Raw genomic sequence first — 17,381 nt, forward strand, 5'->3', positions numbered from 1 at the left:
CGACATTATCGGAACCCTTTCTTTGCATCGATGGTGGGCCGGGTCGGATTCGAACCGACGGTGTCCTTTCGGAGGCGGATTATGAGTCCGCTGCCTGCAACCAGCACGGCGTCCGGCCCAAGAAAAAAGACCCGGTCGTGAAGGCCGGGCCTATTCGTTGATTGGCCGACATACTACACGAAAAAGGGGCCTTCGCAACCGCTTCGCTACGGCGAAACAACCGCGAGGCCCCTTCAAACCGCTACATCATTTGCAATGAACGCCGGCTTCGATCAATTTCCTTCGAGGAAAGACTTCAGCTTGTCCGAACGGCTCGGGTGGCGCAGCTTGCGCAACGCCTTCGCCTCGATCTGACGGATCCGTTCACGCGTCACGTCGAACTGCTTGCCGACTTCTTCGAGCGTGTGATCGGTGCTCATCTCGATACCGAAACGCATGCGCAGCACCTTCGCTTCACGCGGAGTCAGCGAGTCGAGCACGTCCTTCACGACATCGCGCATGCTGGCATGCAAAGCCGCGTCGGCCGGCGCAACCGTGTTGTTGTCTTCGATGAAGTCGCCCAGATGTGAATCGTCGTCGTCACCGATCGGCGTTTCCATCGAGATCGGCTCCTTCGCGATCTTCATGATCTTGCGGATCTTGTCTTCCGGCATTTCCATCTTCTCGGCCAGCGTCGCCGGATCCGGCTCGAGACCGGTTTCCTGCAGAATCTGACGCGAGATGCGGTTCATCTTGTTGATCGTTTCGATCATGTGAACCGGAATCCGGATCGTGCGCGCCTGGTCGGCGATCGAACGCGTAATGGCCTGACGGATCCACCACGTTGCATACGTGGAGAACTTGTAGCCGCGACGGTATTCGAACTTGTCCACCGCCTTCATCAGACCGATGTTGCCTTCCTGAATCAGGTCAAGGAACTGAAGACCACGGTTCGTGTACTTCTTCGCGATCGAGATCACGAGACGCAAGTTCGCCTCGGTCATTTCGCGCTTCGCCTGACGCGCCTTCAGTTCGCCCGCCGCCATCTGACGGTTGGTTTCCTTCAGGTCTTTCAACGGCAGCACGACCCGCGCCTGCAGATCCAGCAGACGTTGTTGCTGTTCGCGAATAGCCGGAATGTTCCGCGTGAGGATCGCGCTATAAGCGTGACCTTCGCCGACGATCTTATCGGCCCACTCGAGATCCGTTTCGCTGCCCGGGAAACGCGCGATGAATTCCGCACGCGGCATGCCGCACTTGTCGACCACCGTGTGCAGAATCTGACGTTCGACCTGACGCACTTCGTCCACCTGCGCACGCAGCGTGTCGCACAGACGCTCGACGGTGCGCGCGGTGAAGCGGATCGTCATGAGCTCGTTCTGGATCGTTTCCTGTGCCTTCAGATACGACTTGGACTTGTAGCCTTCCTTCTCGAACGCGCGGCGCATCTTGTCGAACCATTCGCTGATCATCGCGAATTTTTCGAGCGAGGCACGCTTGAGCGCTTCCATCTGCGCTGCGTTAGCGGTAGCTTGCGCCGTGCCGTCGTCTTCTTCCTCGTCTTCTTCCGAGTCTTCTTCGACTTCCTCGTCTTCGCTCTCGATCGCTTCCGCTTCTTGCGCGGAGAAACCGTCCGCGTCTTCTGCGTTGGCGTCGATCAGACCGTCGACCAGTTCGTCGATGCGAATTTCCTCATTCGCGACCCGCTCCGCCATCGCCAGGATGTCGGCGATCGTGGTCGGGCATGCGGAGATGGCCATCACCATGTGCTTCAGGCCGTCTTCGATCCGCTTGGCGATTTCGATTTCGCCTTCGCGCGTGAGCAGCTCGACCGTGCCCATTTCACGCATGTACATGCGGACCGGGTCCGTAGTGCGGCCGAATTCCGAGTCGACGGTGGACAGCGCAACTTCCGCTTCCTCTTCCACTTCGTCGTCGGACGAAGCCGCCGGCGCGTTGTCGTTCAGCAGCAGCGTTTCAGCGTCCGGGGCCTGCTCGTACACCGCCACGCCCATGTCGTTGAACGTGCTGATGATGCCTTCGATCGCCTCGGTCTCGGTGAAGTTGTCCGGCAGGTGGTCGTTGATCTCAGCGTACGTGAGGAAGCCGCGCTCCTTGCCGAGCTTGATCAGCGCGCGCAGCTTGGAGCGGCGCTCCTCGAGTTCCTCGACCGTGCCCGGCTGTGACGACGCGAAAGCGTCTTTCAGCAGCGCTTTTTCCTTTGCACGACGGTCGCGAGCCTTGGCCTTTTCCACCTTGGCCGGAGCAGCAGCCGCGGGGTTTTCTTCGCTTTGGGTTGCGTCGTCATCGACGGGTACTTCGTTCAGCTTTTTCGTCATGGAGTTCGCCGTACCGGCTGTAGTCTCGACTCGCGGCTGGTGGACGCCAGCCGGTTGAACCGTGGATACTGGAACCTCGCGCACTACCGCATCGTCCTGCGCGGCAGCCGCTTCCCTTGCGCTTCTGACACCCGACCCCTTTGTGGCCGGTACTGCTACAACTTTCGCCGCCCTGACCGGCTCCGCTCGCGCAGCCGAAGTGGTCGAGGACTTCTTCGCGGCAACCGGTGCAACACTGACCGCAGACGCTTTTCTGACAGAAGAAACTAACCTGGCTTCGGTGACCTTTCTGGTCGGCTCCTTGGAGCTTGTGCCTGTCGTTTTCTTTCCGCCCGTTGTTCCGCCCGCAGTCTTTGCCATCGCATCGCCTTTTCGCCTTTGCTAGGAAAACCCTTGAAAAACAATCCGCTGGAAACCTTTTATTATAGCACCGAGGGTCTCCGCGCTCCGCCTACAGCCCGAGCTGGCGCTTCATGTCAGCCCGCTTCCGATTGAGCTCCGAGAGTTCCGCAAACTCCTCCGGCGTGTGCCGGGATTGCCGCGAAAGCTGCTCGAGACGATCGCAATAAGCGTCGTACCGCATCTTCAGGATCGCCGCCTTCAGTTCCTCTCCAACGATCCGTTCCTGCTCGCGCCGTTCCTCGATGACGGTCGCATCTTCCGGGTCCTTCAGCAGCAAATCCCGGACGTTTTCATCATAGTCTAGAATTTTGCGAAAGATTTCCTCGAAAGTTGGGGCGTTCGCGCCGTTTCGCAATAGGTCGGACAACAACTGAAACTCCGCCGAATCGCCCAGCGCACGCGCATGCGTCGTCACTTCCTCGAACAGTTCACCGTGCCGCGTGACCGTGAGCAACGCCTGTTCAGCCTCTTCGTCCAGCACGCCCACGGTGCGCGGATACATCACCAGATTGCGCAGCGTTTTTTCCTCGATCCCCGTCACGCTGCGCCGGTCTTTGCGGGCCGGTGCGGCGCGGGCCGCCGCCGCGATCCGGGAATCGACCTCGCACAGCGCGGCGACTTCGTCGAACGGCACGTCGAGCCGGTCGGCGAACATATGCATGATCTGCGCGCGCAGGGCATTGGCTGGCAGCGCCTGCAGCAGCGGTTTGGCGTCGAACAGCGCGCGGGCGCGGCCTTCCGGCTGATCAAGCTCCTTGCCGGTCAGCACCTCATTCAGCATGAACTGCGACAGCGGCATGGCCCGCTCGACCTGCTCGGCAAAGGCCTCGGTGCCGTATTCACGCACATAACTGTCCGGATCGTGCTCGGACGGTAAAAACAGGAACCGGATGGTCCGGTTGTCCGCCGCGTGCGGCAAACAGGCATCCAGCGCCCGGCGAGCGGCGCGCCGCCCGGCCGAATCGCCGTCGAAACTGAAGATGACCGTGTCGGTCTGGCGCATCAGTTTCTGAACGTGAATCGGCGTGCAGGCCGTGCCGAGCGTGGCGACCGCGTTCTGAAACCCCAATTGGGCCAGCGCGACCACGTCCATGTAGCCTTCCACGACCAGCACGTAGTGTTGTTCGCGGATCGCCAGACGCGCCTCGAACAGCCCATAAAGCTCGCTGCCTTTGTTAAATAAAGGCGTTTCGGGCGAATTCAAATATTTGGGCTCGCCGCTGTCCAGCACGCGGCCGCCGAAGCCGATTACCTGCCCCTTCACATTGCGAATCGGGAACATGATCCGCTCGCGAAAGCGGTCGTACCGGCGGTTCTGGCCCTGAGCGTCGGACTTTTCGCTGACGATCACCAAACCCGATTCGACCAGCGCATCGTCGCGGTAGTTCGGAAAAGCCGGTTCGAGGTTCTGCCAGCCGTCCGGGGCGTAGCCGAGTCCGAAACGGGCTGCTATCTCGCCGGTCAAGCCGCGCTTCTTCAGATACTGGATCGCGACCGGCGCGCTGCGCAGCTGCTTGCGGTAGAAGTCGCAGGCGGTCTGCATGACATCGGAAAGCGCGGTTGTGACCGCTTTGGATGCTGCCGGCGCATAGCCGCCGCCGGACCCGCCGCCGCCATAGCCGGGCGACGGCTCGTTTGGCACGGTCAACCCGACGGACTGCGCCAACTCATTGACTGCCTCGGGAAACGAGGACCCGACGTGCTCCATCAGGAACCCGATCGCCGTACCGTGCGCGCCGCAACCGAAGCAGTGATAGAACTGCTTAGTCGGACTAACCGTAAACGATGGGCTTTTCTCGTTGTGGAACGGGCACAGCCCCATGAAGTTCGCGCCGCCCTTTTTCAACTGCACATACCGGCCGACCACGTCGACGATATCGACGCGGTTGAGCAGGTCCTGCAGGAATGACGGTGGAATCACAGTAAATGACGCTGCCTTAAAAAACTCAACGCCGCGCACGCCGTCGAAAAACAGCATGCACGACGCGAAAATACGGAAATTTACTTCGCGAGCGCGGCTTTGACTTGCGCCGAAACAGCGGTCATGTCGGCGCGGCCGGCCAGCTTCGGCTTGAGCACGCCCATCACCTTGCCCATGTCCTGCGGTCCGGCTGCGCCGGTTTGCGCCACCGCGGCCTGAACTTCGGCGACGATCTCCGCCTCGGACATCTGCTCCGGCATATAGGCAGACAAGATGGCCAGTTCGGCCTTTTCCTTGTCGGCCAGATCGGTGCGGCCAGCGGCTTCGAACTGGCTGATCGAATCCTTGCGCTGCTTGATCATCTTGTCGATGACAGCGGTGATCGCGGTGTCGTCGAGCGTGATGCGCTCGTCGACTTCGCGCTGCTTGATCGCGGCGAGCAGCAGGCGGACCGTGCCGAGGCGCTCGGTCTCACGTGCCCGCATGGCGGCCTTCATATCGTCGTTGATCCGGTCCTTGAGACTCATCACTCACCTGAATGCGTTGGAATTTGAAAAACCGGCCAGACTAACCACTCAGCACGCGCATCAACACGAATACCCGCTTGGGACTGCTTCCTCAAGCGGGTTGGCACACTGTGCGTGGTGGTTGCGACCCTGCCGGCTGGCCCGAAGGGCCGTGTTTTCCGTGATGGCACCTGTTGCGCCCTCACCGGTTGAATGTCGCCGCTCCGTTAGACGGGAACCGCGGCAACGCCAGAATCAGTAGAACTTCTTTGGCAGCATCTGGCTACGCAGACGCTTGAAATGACGCTTCACCGCGGACGCCTTCTTACGCTTGCGCTCGGCCGTAGGCTTTTCGTAAAACTCGCGAGCGCGAAGTTCCGTCAACAAGCCGCTTTTCTCCATGGTGCGCTTGAACCGGCGCATGGCAACTTCAAACGGCTCGTTGTCTTTTACGCGGATGGTCGTCATTTTTCAATAACGGAACTTTGTAAAGGTTCAGGAGTATAGCAGAGCTTTCTCACAAAGCCAGAGCGCCGTCAAGCCCCTCTGGCATACTCCGCGGCCGCCTCGCCGGCCGCCACACCCGACGCCCATGCCCACTGAAAATTGTAGCCGCCCAACCAGCCGGTTACGTCGACGGCTTCGCCGATGAAGTACAAGCCCGGCGCGCGCGCGCTCATCATCGTCGATGACGACAGGTCGCGCGTGTCGATGCCGCCGCGCGTCACTTCGGCTTTGCGATAGCCTTCCGTGCCGTTGGGCGTGAGCGTCCAGCGCGACAGCGCCTCGCCGACGCGGCGCAGGGTTTTGTCCGGCAAATCGGCCACGCGCGCTTCGGCGGGAATCTGATGGGTTTCCAGCCAGACATGGGCGAGCCGCTGCGGGACCCATTCCGACAACAGATTGGCGATCTGCCGCTTCGTGCCGGTCTTCGCTTCCAGCAAGGCTGTCGCAGCGTCCTGCTCCGGCAGCAAGTTGATGTGAATCGGCTCGCCGGGCTGCCAGTAGCTCGAAATCTGCAGCACGCCTGGGCCGGAAAGACCGCGGTGAGTGAGCAGCAGGTCTTCGTTGAATTCGGCGCCGGTTTTTTTGTTGCCGGTCGCCAGTTGCACTTCCAGCGAGACGCCGGATAGCGCCGCGAACGGCTCCCAGTCTCCGGCTGCGAAAGTCAGCGGGACTAGCGCCGGCCGCGTATCGATCAGCTTGTGACCGAACTGCTTGGCAAGCCGGTAGGCGAAATCGGTGGCGCCGATCTTGGGAATCGACAGCCCGCCGGTCGCGACCACGAGCGCGCGAGCGACGATCGGCCCCGCCTGCGTATCCAGCGTGAAGCGCCCTTGCGGATCCTGTCGCACCTGCTCGACCGCAAGCGGCGTGCGCCACGCCACGCGGCCCGCATCGCACTCGTTCTTCAGCACATTGATGACCGCGTCGCTCGACTGGTCGCAGAAGAGCTGGCCTTTGTGCTTCTCGTGCCAAGTCACATGATGACGCTTGAGGAGCGCCATGAAATCGCGCGGTGTATAGCGCGCGAGCGCCGAGCGGCAAAAATGCGGATTGGCCGACAAGTAATTAGCCGGGCCGGCATACAGATTCGTGAAGTTGCAGCGGCCGCCACCGGAGATGCGGATTTTCTCCGCGAGACGCTGCGAGTGGTCGATCAGCACCACGCGACGGCCGAGTTGCCCGGCCACCGCCGCGCACATCATGCCGGCCGCGCCTGCGCCGATCACTGCGATATCGAAGGATTCCATGGGGCCGCATTGTACCCGCGCGTCGGCGGCGCCCTGCCCGCACTGCTATACTTTCAGGCTTGCCTTCTCACTTTCGGATGCCGGAGTTTTGTCACTTCTGCGTCCGCTCAAGCCCACCATCATGCTCGTTCTCGGCATCGAAAGCTCCTGCGACGAAACCGGTCTCGCGCTCTACGACACGGAGCGCGGCCTGCTCGCGCACGCGCTGCATTCGCAAATTGCGATGCATCGGGAGTACGGCGGCGTGGTGCCGGAACTGGCGTCGCGCGATCACATCCGGCGCGCGCTGCCGCTGCTCGAAGAGGTGATGGAACGCGCCGGCGCGGCCCGCGGCGACATCGACGCAATCGCCTACACGCAAGGCCCTGGCCTCGCGGGCGCGCTGCTGGTTGGCGCGAGCGTCGCCAATTCGCTGGCCATGGCGTGGGACAAGCCGACCATCGGCATTCATCACCTTGAAGGGCATTTGCTGTCGCCGCTGCTGGTGGATGAGCCGCCGCCGTTTCCGTTTGTCGCGCTACTGGTATCCGGTGGACACACGCAGTTGATGCGTGTCACGGACGTGGGCGTCTACGAGACGCTCGGCGAAACGCTGGACGACGCCGCCGGCGAAGCGTTCGACAAAACCGCCAAGCTGCTCGGCCTGGGTTACCCGGGCGGCCCGGAAGTCTCGCGCATGGCCGAATTCGGCACGCCGGGCGCGGTGGTTCTGCCGCGTCCCATGCTGCATTCCGGCGACCTCGATTTCAGCTTCAGCGGCTTGAAGACCGCTGTTCTCACGCACGCCAAGAAGCTCGGCGGCGCCAATATCTGCGAGCAGGCGAAAGCCGATCTGGCGCGTGGTTTCGTCGACGCGGCAGTCGACGTTCTGGCTGCGAAGTCGCTGGCCGCGCTCAAGAAGACCAAGCTCAACCGGTTGGTCGTCGCGGGCGGTGTCGGCGCAAACCGGCAGTTGCGCGAAGCACTGTCCGCTGCCGCAAAGAAACGCAATTTTTACGTGCACTATCCGGACATCTCGCTGTGCACGGACAACGGCGCGATGATCGCGCTGGCCGGCGCGTTGCGACTGCAGCGCTGGCCGGATCAGTCGGGCAAGGACTACGCGTTCACGGTGAAGCCGCGCTGGGATCTGACGTCCCTCGCACGCTGAACCACCCATCGTTTGGTCGTAAAAAAAGCCGCTTCCAAAAGAAGCGGCTTTTTTGTTGGGTTTAGCTAAAGCGCGTGTCAAGCCGCCCGCTTATCCCGCTCGATTACCGCGTACGCGCTGTGATTGTGAATCGACTCGAAGTTCTCGGCTTCCAGCACGTAGGCGACGATCCGCTCATCCGAGTTCAAACGCTGCGCAACATCGCGCACGAGGTCCTCGACGAACTTCGGATTTTCATAAGCGCGCTCGGTGACGAACTTCTCGTCCGGGCGCTTGAGCAAGCCCCACAGTTCACACGAGGCTTCTTCTTCGGCGATGCGGATCAGTTCTTCCGCGGCCACATCGCCCGCCAGTTCGGCATTGATCGTGACGTGCGAGCGCTGGTTATGCGCGCCGTACTGCGAGATCTTCTTCGAACACGGGCACAGGCTCGTCACCGGCACCAGCACCTGCAGGAACAGACGCGTCGCACCGTTGCGAGTCTCACCCGTCAGCGTGACTTCGTAGTCGAGCAGGCTTTGCACGCCCGACACCGGCGCGGTCTTGTTCACGAAGTACGGGAACGACACCTCGATGCGACCGGCCTCGGCCTCGAGTTTTTCGAGCATGGCGGCGAGCATGGTGCGGAACGTGGCCGGTTCCAGCGGCGCCTTGTTCTCTTCGAGCAACGCAACGAAACGCGACATGTGCGTGCCCTTCTGATCAGCCGGCAGATGCACGTCGAGATTCCACGTACCGACCGTCGGCTGCACCTCGCCGCTTTGCGTGCGAACCGTCAGCGGATGGCGCACGGCCTTCACACCGACCCGTTGAATCGGGATCTGACGGGTGTCGGGCGTGCTTTGTACGTCGGGCATCACAAAGGCGGGATTCATCTGATTCATCTTCTTGTCCTTTCAGGAAACGCCGGACCGCCCCAAGTCTTTTGCCCGCAAAGAAGCCCTTCGGGCAGTCCGCTCGCGAGGGCTGTCGCGAAGCGACAGGCTTGGCGGCTCCCGGCGGCCGCGCGGATCAAGGCGCGCAACGGCGAACGCCGGCCCCTGCCGGCGTTGGATGATGGGCCCGAAGGCCCACCGATTCAAGTTGGAGATTGCTTATGGCCGCCATGGCACGGCGGCCGCACCGCGAGCGGCGACGCTTACGCGACCCGCTTCACCGACGACTGGCCGCCGACCGCGCCGCTCGACAGGAAGCGCTCGCGGATCGACTTGGTGATACCCGCGGCGTCGAGACCACACGCGGCGAGCAGCTTGGCCGGGTCCCCATGATCGATGAACCGATCGGGGAGGCCCAATTGTAGTACGGGTCGCATAACCCCACTTTCAAGCAGGGCTTCGACGCAAGCCGAGCCTGCGCCGCCCATCACGCAGCCTTCTTCGACCGTGACGATGGCGTCGTGCGTTTCGGCCAGCTGACGGACCAGATTGGCGTCGAGCGGCTTCACGAAGCGCATGTTGGCGACCGTCGCGTCCAGTTGCTCGGCGGCTGCCAGCGACGGCGCGACCATCGTGCCAAACGCCAGAATCGCAATACGCTTGCCGGCCGGTTGCGACGTTTCGCGACGAATTTCACCCTTGCCGAGCGGCAGCGCCGCCATCTGCTTGACAGTGGCGACGCCCGTACCGGCGCCGCGCGGATAACGCACCGCCGTCGGGTTCGGCTGCTGCAAAGCCGTGTACAGCATCTGCCGGCATTCGTTTTCGTCCGACGCGGCCATCACGGTCATGTTCGGGATGCAGCGCAGGAACGCCAGGTCGTAAGCACCCGCGTGCGTAGCGCCGTCCGCGCCGACCAGACCCGCGCGGTCGATAGCGAACACCACCGGCAGGTTCTGCAGCGCGACGTCGTGAATCAGCTGATCGTAGGCGCGTTGCAAGAAGGTCGAGTAGATCGCGACCACCGGCTTCATGCCTTCTGCAGCCAAACCGCCGGCGAACGTCACCGCATGTTGCTCGGCGATGCCGACGTCGAAGTAACGGTCCGGGAAGCGCTTCTCGAACTCCACCATGCCCGAGCCTTCGCGCATGGCCGGCGTGATGCCGACCACACGCGCGTCCAGCTCGGCCGCGTCGCACAGCCATTCGCCAAAGACCTGCGTGTAGGTCTTCTTCGACGGCGTGGTGGCCGGCTTGATGCCTTCAGCCGGATTGAACTTGCCCGGGCCGTGATACAGCACCGGATCGGCTTCGGCCAGCTTGTAGCCCTGGCCTTTCTTCGTCACGACGTGCAGGAATTGCGGACCGCGCAGTTCCTTGATGTTCTGCAGCGTCGGGATCAGCGAATCGAGGTCGTGACCGTCGATCGGGCCGATGTAGTTGAAGCCGAACTCTTCGAACAGCGTGGCCGGCACGATCATGCCCTTGGCGTGCTCTTCGAGCTTGCGGGCGAGATCGAGCATGGGCGGCGCGACGCGCAGTACGCGTTCGACACCGGCCCGCGCGGCGGCGTAGAAGCGGCCCGACATCAGGCGCGCCAGATGGCGATTCAGCGCGCCGACCGGCGGCGAAATCGACATGTCGTTATCGTTCAGGATGACCAGCAGCGGCACGTCGTCTTCAACGCCGGCGTTGTTCATCGCCTCGAATGCCATGCCGGCCGTCATTGCGCCGTCGCCGATTACGGCGATGCCCGTGCGGTTGTCGCCCTGCAGCTTGCTTGCGATCGCCATGCCGAGCGCGGCGGAAATCGACGTGCTGGAGTGCGCCGTGCCGAACGTGTCGTATTCCGACTCGTCACGCTTCGGGAAGCCCGAGATGCCGCCCAGCTGACGCAACGTGTGCATCTGGTCACGGCGGCCCGTCAGAATTTTGTGCGGATAGGTTTGATGGCCGACGTCCCAGACGATCCGGTCGCGCGGCGTGTCGAACACATAGTGCAGAGCAATGGTCAACTCGACCGTGCCGAGGTTGGACGAAAGATGGCCGCCCGTCTGCGATACGCTGTCGAGCACAAAGGCACGCAACTCGTCGGCAAGCGGTTGCAATTGGCGGCGATCGAGGCGGCGCAAGGCTGCCGGGTCGTCAATGGTTTTCAGCAAGTCGTACATCGTCGTTCCATTGTAGGAAAACTTACGCGCCCGCACTTCATACATGCGCCTCATAACGGAGACGCACGGCGGCGGGCTTTCGCGTTCAGCTAACCCGGTTCACCACCAGGTCGGCCAATTCGGCAAGACGCTGCGCGCGTGCGCCGAACGGCGCCAGCGCGGCGTGAGCGTCGCTGCGCAACTGCGCTGCGAGCGCGCGCGATGCGTCGAGCCCAATAATCGACACGTAGGTCGGCTTGCCGTCCTTCGCGTCTTTGCCTGCCGTTTTGCCGAGCGTCGCCGAATCGGTCGTGACGTCGAGAATATCGTCGACGACCTGAAACGCGAGGCCGACAGCGGCCGAATACGCGTCGAGCGAACGCATGGCGTCCGCGTCCGGCGTTTCGCCCGCCAGTGCGCCCATGCGCACTGCGGCGCGCAGCAAGGCGCCGGTCTTCATGCGGTGCATGGTTTCCAGTTGCGTGCGTGTCAGCGTGTGGCCGACGCTCGCCAGATCGATGGCCTGCCCGCCGCACATGCCGATCGAGCCGCTCGCCAGCGCCAGTTCGCGCACCAGCGCGGCCTGCTGCGCCGGGGCCAGAACGTCCGATGTCAGCGAAACGAACGCCTGCGATTGCAGCGCGTCGCCAACCAGCAGTGCCGTTGCTTGGTCATATTTGACGTGTACGGTAGGCTTGCCGCGACGCAGCGCGTCGTCGTCCATGCACGGCATGTCGTCGTGGACGAGCGAGTACACATGGATCATCTCCAGCGCTGCAGCCGCCGCGTCGAGGCACTCGGCGCGCGCGCCGGTCAGTTCGCCGGCCGCGTGGCACAAGAGCGGGCGAACCCGCTTGCCGCCGCCCAGCACCGCGTAGCGCATGGCTTCATGCAGCGTGGCGGGCTCGGTTGCCTCGGTCGGCAGGTAATGTTCTAGTGCCGTTTCGACGCGCTCCAATACCGAGCGCATCCATTGTTCGAATGTCATAGGTCGTCCCCGCTTTCAGTAGCGGCTGTGCCTGCGGTATTCATGGGCAGCGGCTTGAGCGTCTCGCCGTCGAGCACGCGCACCTGCTGCTCGACCTTCTCGAGCTGTTGCTGGCAAAACGCCACAAGGGCGGCGCCGCGCCGATAGGCGGTAAGCGACTCCTCGAGGCTCAGGTTGCCGCTTTCCATGCGGGCAACCAACCCTTCCAGCTCCGCCTGGGCGGCCTCGTAATTCTCGGGCAGCGGCGTGCTGTCGGCGCCTTCGGCTGGCGTGGCAGCAGTATCTTTCGACGCGGTCTTCGCCATGAATAGTCGCAAAATTAAAACAAGTCGGACATTCTACGGCAAAAGCGATATTTCCGAGCCGCCGCAGCCCTGCGCCCCGCCTCCCCGCTGTGCGCCGTCCCAGCAGTCTCGCAGAAAAAAAACGATCGGTCTGCGGCGAAAACGTCGAACTTTCCTGAGAATTTTGACCCAAATCAGGCACTTAACGGCCCCAAACAAGGGGAAACAGGTATAATCGCGGGCTCCCTAAATCGAAACCTTCGATGGTTGGGTTGTTCACTGCTTTCACGTCTTCACGGGAGTGGGAATGTCCAATCTGAGCAATGCATTGCAGTTGCGGTCTGTCCACAGCCAGCTGCCAGTCACGGCTTACTTTGACGAAGCGCTTCTAACGCGCGAAATCGAAACCCTTTTCAAGAAAGGTCCTCGTTACATCGGCCACGATCTCATGGTGCCCGAGGCGGGGAATTATTTTGCTTTGCCGAGCGAGAGCGAAGGGCGTGTGCTCGTCCGTAACCAGCAGTCGCAAGTCGAACTGCTGTCGAACGTGTGCCGCCACCGGCAAGCCATCATGCTCAACGGCCGCGGCCAGACGGAGAATATCGTCTGCCCCCTGCATCGCTGGACTTACGACCTGAACGGCCAGCTTCTCGGTGCGCCCCATTTTGCCGACAACCCCTGCCTGAATCTCGGCGCCACGCCGCTGCAGAACTGGCAAGGCCTGCTGTTCGAAGCGCAGGGGCGTGACGTGGCGCGCGATCTGGCGCGGCTCGGCACCAAGGAACACTTCGATTTTTCGGGCTTCATGTTCGATCACGTCGAAGTGCACGAATGCAACTACAACTGGAAGACCTTTATCGAGGTCTATCTGGAGGACTATCACGTCGCGCCGTTCCATCCGGGCCTTGGCAGTTTCGTCAATTGCGACGACCTGACGTGGGAGTTCGGCGAGTGGTACAGCGTCCAGACAGTCGGCGTGCACAAGGATCTGGAGCAGCCGGGCAGTCCCACCTACCGCAAGTGGCACGACGAAGTATTGCGCTTTCGCGGCGGCAATCCGCCCGAATTCGGCGCGATCTGGATGGTGTACTACCCGGGCATCATGATCGAGTGGTATCCGCACGTGCTGGTGGTGTCGTGGCTGATTCCGCGTGGTCCGCAGAAAACCACCAACGTGGTGGAGTTCTATTACCCTGAGGAAATCGCGCTGTTCGAGCGTGAATTCGTCGAAGCCGAGCGCGCCGCCTACATGGAAACGGCCCGCGAAGACGACGAGATCGCCGAACGCATGGACGCCGGCCGCCGCGCGCTGATGAAGCGCGGCGAATCGCAGGTCGGCCCGTATCAGAGCCCGATGGAAGACGGCATGCAGCACTTCCACGAATTCTTGCGGCGCGAACTCGGTACGATCTGATCGGCGCTGAATCAGATTCACCAGATTCTTCTGGCCGTAATCAGCGCATGGAAAGACGGGCTTCGGCCCGTCTTTTTTTGTTTAGACTAACGACATAGCTCGGCCAGCCGTTGGTGGCAGCAAGTTGTTCCAACGGGAGCCGCCATCGCCCGTATCGGGCTTTACATGGGACGCGATTTAGCGCTAAAGCGTTAACTCGGGTCGACCGCTTTGCATGGGACCCGAGTAAGCGCTAAAGCGCTAACTCGGGTCGACAGGAGACGTCATGCCGCACACTCACTACACCACTCTGATTTCCGCGACCAATCTCGCGGAACGGCTTGCCGCCGCGCCGGGCAGCGTGTTCGTCATCGATTGCCGATTCGATCTGGCCGACACGGAAGCAGGCGAAAAAGCCTATCTGGCCGGGCATCTGCCGGGCGCGCACTACCTGCATCTGGACCGCGATCTGTCCGGGCCGAAGAACGGTCACAACGGCCGCCATCCGCTGCCGGATCGTGCGCGGCTGGTGGAGACGCTGGAGTCGCGCGGCCTGAAGCAAGGCCAGCAAGTCGTCGCCTATGACGCGCAAGGCGGCATGTACGCCGCCCGTGCATGGTGGCTGCTGCGATGGCTCGGTCACGACGCGGTCGCGCTGCTCGACGGCGGACTGCAGGCGTGGGAAGCCGGCGGTCATCCGCTGACGCAGGACGCGCCGGCCCAGAACACGGGCGACTTCAAGGCAGGCGCTCCGCTGTCCGTTACAGTCGATGCGCAAACGGTCGAGCGCAATCTGGGCTCGAAAGAGCACGTGGTGGTCGACGCACGCGCGGCCGACCGTTATCGCGGCGAGAACGAGACACTGGACCGTGTCGGCGGCCACATTCCGGGCGCGCTCAATCGCTTCTTTAAAGACAACCTCACCGCCGACGGCCGCTTCAAGCCGGCTCATACGTTGCGCGAGGAATACCACGCGCTGCTTGCCGACACGCCGCCGGAGCACGTGGTCCTGCAATGCGGCTCGGGCGTCACGGCATGCGTGAATGCCCTGGCGATGGAAGTCGCCGGCCTGCACGGCGCGGCGTTGTATCCGGGCTCGTGGAGCGAGTGGAGTTCGGACCCGAAACGGCCTATTGCGACGGGCGCGAATCCTTGAGCGCCGCGGCGAAAACCACAGCACGCCATTAGCAAAAGGCCGTTGCCGCCCGAACGCGGCAACGGCCTTTTTATCGCAAGCGAGGAAGCGCGGGCCCGCTGGCCGCTCAAGTCGCAAGCTCAGCCACCCCATGCTGTTTGAACCACGCCAGCGCACGGCGCCAGCCGTCTTCCGCGTCGGCCTTCTTGTAGCTCGGCCGGTAGTCCGCGAAAAACGCGTGACCCGCATCGTTGTACACGACGAATTGCGAACCCCGCCCCGCTTGCGGACCTTGCGCGATAGCCAGCTTCATCTGTTCGAGCGAGCCCTGCGGGATGCTCTGATCCTGCAATCCGTATAGTCCCAGCATCGGCGCATGAAGCTGCGCCACCTGATCGAGCGGATTTGCCGGCATCATCGCGTTCTTTGCGCCTGTTACCCGCCCATACCAGGCAACCCCCGCCTTCAACCCCGGGTTATGTTCGGCGTACAGCCACGCCATCCGGCCGCCCCAGCAGAACCCGTTCACGCCCAGCCGCTTCAGATCTCCGCCGTGCTCGCCAGCCCAGGCAGCGGTCGCGTCGAGATCGTTCATCACCTGTTCGTCCGGCACTTTGCTGACCAGTTGCTCGTTGAGTTGCTGCATGCTCGTATAAACGGTTGGATCGCCCTGCCGTTCATACAGATTCGGTGCGATCGCGAGATAACCCTGTTTGGCAAAGCGCCGGCACACGTCGGCGATATGTTCGTGCACGCCGAAAATCTCGTGCACGACAATGATCACCGGCAAGTGCGTCTTGCCTTTCGGCTGCGCGCGATAGGCCGGCACCAGGGTGTCGCCGGAACGCACCGCCACTTCGCCCGCTTCGAGGCCGTCGCTATCGGTATGAATGGTTTGCGCCGAGACGGGCAGCACAGCGGCGGCGAAGCCAGTGCCGAGCGCGGCCTTGATGAAGGTACGCCGGTCGAAGGGGACGTGCGGGACCAGGCTGTCGATGTCGGGTTTCAGCATGCGGCGCTCCTTGGTTGAACGTTGGAGGCAACAGGATACGCCCGACACGCATCCTGTTGCAGATGCAACGTTTCCGGACGCCGTCCGGGCGCCTCAGTGCAGCTTGACCCGCGGTAGCGTGGTACGGCGCAACCAGTGAGCAAACGTATCGAGCACCATCCGCGCGTAGCCGTGCAGCGCGGCGATATGCAGCCGGTACAGCGACATGTACATGAAACGCGCGAACAGCCCTTCGATCAGCATATTGCCGCCGATCACCCCGCCCATCAGATTACCAACGGCGCTGAAATGCCCGAGCGACACCAGCGATCCGAAGTCGCGATAGGTGAACTCCGGCAGCGGCTTGTGTTCGAGCCGCGCCGCCAGCGCCTTCATCAGGAAGCTCGCCTGCTGGTGAGCCGCCTGCGCGCGCGGCGGCACGTTGCGCTCGTTGCCCGGCCACGGACACGCCGCGCAATCGCCGAGCGCGAAGACGTTATCGTCGGTTTCGGTTTGCAGCGTGCGGCGCACGATGAGCTGGCCCAGCCGATTGACAGGCAGGCCGTCGAGCTCGCTCAGAATCGCCGGCGCCTTGATGCCGGCCGCCCACACGGTCAGATCGGCGCGCACGGTTTTGCCGCTCGCGGTGCGGATCATGCCGGGCGCGACTTCGGCCACGGTTTCGCCGATCATCAGCTTCACGCCGAGCTTGGTGAGCAGCTCGGCCGTGGCGGTCGAAACGCGCTCCTGCAAAGCCGGCAAAATCCGCGGCCCCGCTTCGATCAGCACGATGCCGACGTCATGCCGCGGATCGAGCTTGTGCAGACCGTAGGCGGACAGCACCTGCGCCGTGTTGCGCAATTCCGCCGACAGTTCCACGCCCGTCGCGCCGCCGCCGACAATGGCCACCTGAATGCGCGGCTCGCCGGGCGCGCCGGCGTCCGGCGCTGCCTCGACGGGTTCATGCACCTGATGCTCGGCGCGCATGCAGGCCGCGATCAGACGTTTGCGAAAACGCTCGGCCTGGCTCACGGTGTCGAGTGCGAGGGAAAATTCAGGCGCGCCTTTGACGCCGAAGAAGGCGGTGGTGCTGCCGATCGCGATGATCAGCGTGTCGTATTCGAGCTGGCGTTCGGGCAGCAGCTCGGCGCCGTCGTCGTCGAGCACGGTGCCGAGCGTGAGGCGCTTATTCGCGCGGTCCAGTCCCGTCAGGTCGCCCTGCTGAAATTCGAAGCCGTGCCAACGCGCCTGCGCCGCATACTCGAGCTCCTGCGTGAACGGGTCCATGCTGCCCGCCGCCACTTCATGCAGCAGCGGCTTCCAGATATGAGTGGGGTTGCGGTCGACGAGCGTGACCTGCGCCTGCACACCGCCCTTGTTCTTGTGGGGTGCATAGCGATCGCCCAAACGCGTCGCCAGTTCCAATCCCCCCGCGCCTCCGCCAACGACGATAAAACGATGCATGGAACTCTCCGTATTTGCCGATGGGTTATGCGTCGTGCGGCGCCCATGCA

The 17,381-nt window shown here is 62.7% G+C and carries 14 protein-coding genes and 1 tRNA gene; 3 read left to right on the top strand and 12 right to left on the bottom strand.

Going from position 1 to position 17,381, the window contains the following annotated elements:
• Window positions 1-31: 31 nt before the first annotated feature.
• The 6 genes from B0G75_RS27675 to B0G75_RS27700 form a co-directional block, all read right to left on the bottom strand.
• Window positions 32-119 (bottom strand) — tRNA-Ile (locus B0G75_RS27675).
• 153 nt (window positions 120-272) lie between these two features.
• Entirely contained in the window at window positions 273-2,678 is a 2,406-nt protein-coding gene (gene rpoD / locus B0G75_RS27680) for an RNA polymerase sigma factor RpoD (RefSeq protein ID WP_106313277.1), read from the bottom strand.
• Window positions 2,679-2,769: 91 nt separating this feature from the next.
• Entirely contained in the window at window positions 2,770-4,641 is a 1,872-nt protein-coding gene (gene dnaG, locus B0G75_RS27685; protein WP_106313348.1) for a DNA primase, read from the bottom strand.
• Window positions 4,642-4,721: 80 nt separating this feature from the next.
• Window positions 4,722-5,168, bottom strand: coding sequence for a GatB/YqeY domain-containing protein (locus tag B0G75_RS27690; RefSeq protein ID WP_011490548.1), 447 nt, complete (start codon window positions 5,166-5,168; stop codon window positions 4,722-4,724).
• A 234-nt stretch (window positions 5,169-5,402) separates the two neighbouring features.
• Window positions 5,403-5,615 (bottom strand): 30S ribosomal protein S21, encoded by a 213-nt coding sequence (gene rpsU, locus B0G75_RS27695; protein ID WP_106282666.1) that lies wholly within the window; start codon window positions 5,613-5,615, stop codon window positions 5,403-5,405.
• A 68-nt stretch (window positions 5,616-5,683) separates the two neighbouring features.
• Window positions 5,684-6,901 carry an NAD(P)/FAD-dependent oxidoreductase gene (locus tag B0G75_RS27700; protein WP_106313278.1) on the bottom strand — a complete coding sequence of 406 codons (1,218 nt, stop codon included), beginning with the start codon at window positions 6,899-6,901 and terminating at the stop codon, window positions 5,684-5,686.
• A gap of 121 nt (window positions 6,902-7,022) precedes the next feature.
• Here B0G75_RS27700 and tsaD point away from each other — a divergent pair, with 121 nt between their 5' ends.
• Complete coding sequence (gene tsaD, locus B0G75_RS27705) at window positions 7,023-8,051, top strand: tRNA (adenosine(37)-N6)-threonylcarbamoyltransferase complex transferase subunit TsaD (protein WP_106313349.1); 1,029 nt, start codon at window positions 7,023-7,025, stop codon at window positions 8,049-8,051.
• Window positions 8,052-8,128: 77 nt separating this feature from the next.
• Here tsaD and folE2 read toward each other — a convergent pair whose 3' ends face one another.
• From folE2 to B0G75_RS27725, 4 genes are all read right to left on the bottom strand, one after another.
• Complete coding sequence (gene folE2, locus B0G75_RS27710; protein ID WP_106313279.1) at window positions 8,129-8,935, bottom strand: GTP cyclohydrolase FolE2; 807 nt, start codon at window positions 8,933-8,935, stop codon at window positions 8,129-8,131.
• Between the two features lie 254 nt (window positions 8,936-9,189).
• The gene (gene dxs / locus B0G75_RS27715) at window positions 9,190-11,097 is read right to left on the bottom strand and encodes a 1-deoxy-D-xylulose-5-phosphate synthase (protein ID WP_106313280.1); all 1,908 of its coding nucleotides are present in this window, start codon (window positions 11,095-11,097) and stop codon (window positions 9,190-9,192) included.
• Window positions 11,098-11,182: 85 nt separating this feature from the next.
• Window positions 11,183-12,064 carry a polyprenyl synthetase family protein gene (locus B0G75_RS27720; protein ID WP_106313281.1) on the bottom strand — a complete coding sequence of 294 codons (882 nt, stop codon included), beginning with the start codon at window positions 12,062-12,064 and terminating at the stop codon, window positions 11,183-11,185.
• Complete coding sequence (locus B0G75_RS27725) at window positions 12,061-12,369, bottom strand: exodeoxyribonuclease VII small subunit (protein WP_106313282.1); 309 nt, start codon at window positions 12,367-12,369, stop codon at window positions 12,061-12,063. Before B0G75_RS27725 ends, B0G75_RS27720 begins: the two co-directional genes overlap by 4 nt.
• A 286-nt stretch (window positions 12,370-12,655) precedes the next feature.
• On the opposite strand from B0G75_RS27725, the gene B0G75_RS27730 reads away from it, so the two are divergent.
• Both B0G75_RS27730 and B0G75_RS27735 read left to right on the top strand, forming a co-directional pair.
• A complete protein-coding gene (locus B0G75_RS27730) occupies window positions 12,656-13,762 on the top strand; it encodes an aromatic ring-hydroxylating dioxygenase subunit alpha (RefSeq protein ID WP_106313283.1) in 1,107 nt (368 codons plus the stop codon).
• Window positions 13,763-14,027: 265 nt separating this feature from the next.
• Window positions 14,028-14,897, top strand: coding sequence for a sulfurtransferase (locus B0G75_RS27735; RefSeq protein WP_106313284.1), 870 nt, complete (start codon window positions 14,028-14,030; stop codon window positions 14,895-14,897).
• Between the two features lie 106 nt (window positions 14,898-15,003).
• Here B0G75_RS27735 and B0G75_RS27740 read toward each other — a convergent pair whose 3' ends face one another.
• Both B0G75_RS27740 and B0G75_RS27745 read right to left on the bottom strand, forming a co-directional pair.
• The gene (locus tag B0G75_RS27740; RefSeq protein ID WP_106313285.1) at window positions 15,004-15,888 is read right to left on the bottom strand and encodes a dienelactone hydrolase family protein; all 885 of its coding nucleotides are present in this window, start codon (window positions 15,886-15,888) and stop codon (window positions 15,004-15,006) included.
• A 93-nt stretch (window positions 15,889-15,981) separates the two neighbouring features.
• Window positions 15,982-17,331, bottom strand: a complete 1,350-nt coding sequence (locus B0G75_RS27745) for an NAD(P)/FAD-dependent oxidoreductase (protein WP_106313286.1) — start codon at window positions 17,329-17,331, stop codon at window positions 15,982-15,984.
• Window positions 17,332-17,381: the final 50 nt, after the last annotated feature.

The sequence above is a fragment of the Paraburkholderia sp. BL18I3N2 genome (assembly GCF_003001875.1).
GTDB lineage: Bacteria > Pseudomonadota > Gammaproteobacteria > Burkholderiales > Burkholderiaceae > Paraburkholderia > Paraburkholderia phytofirmans.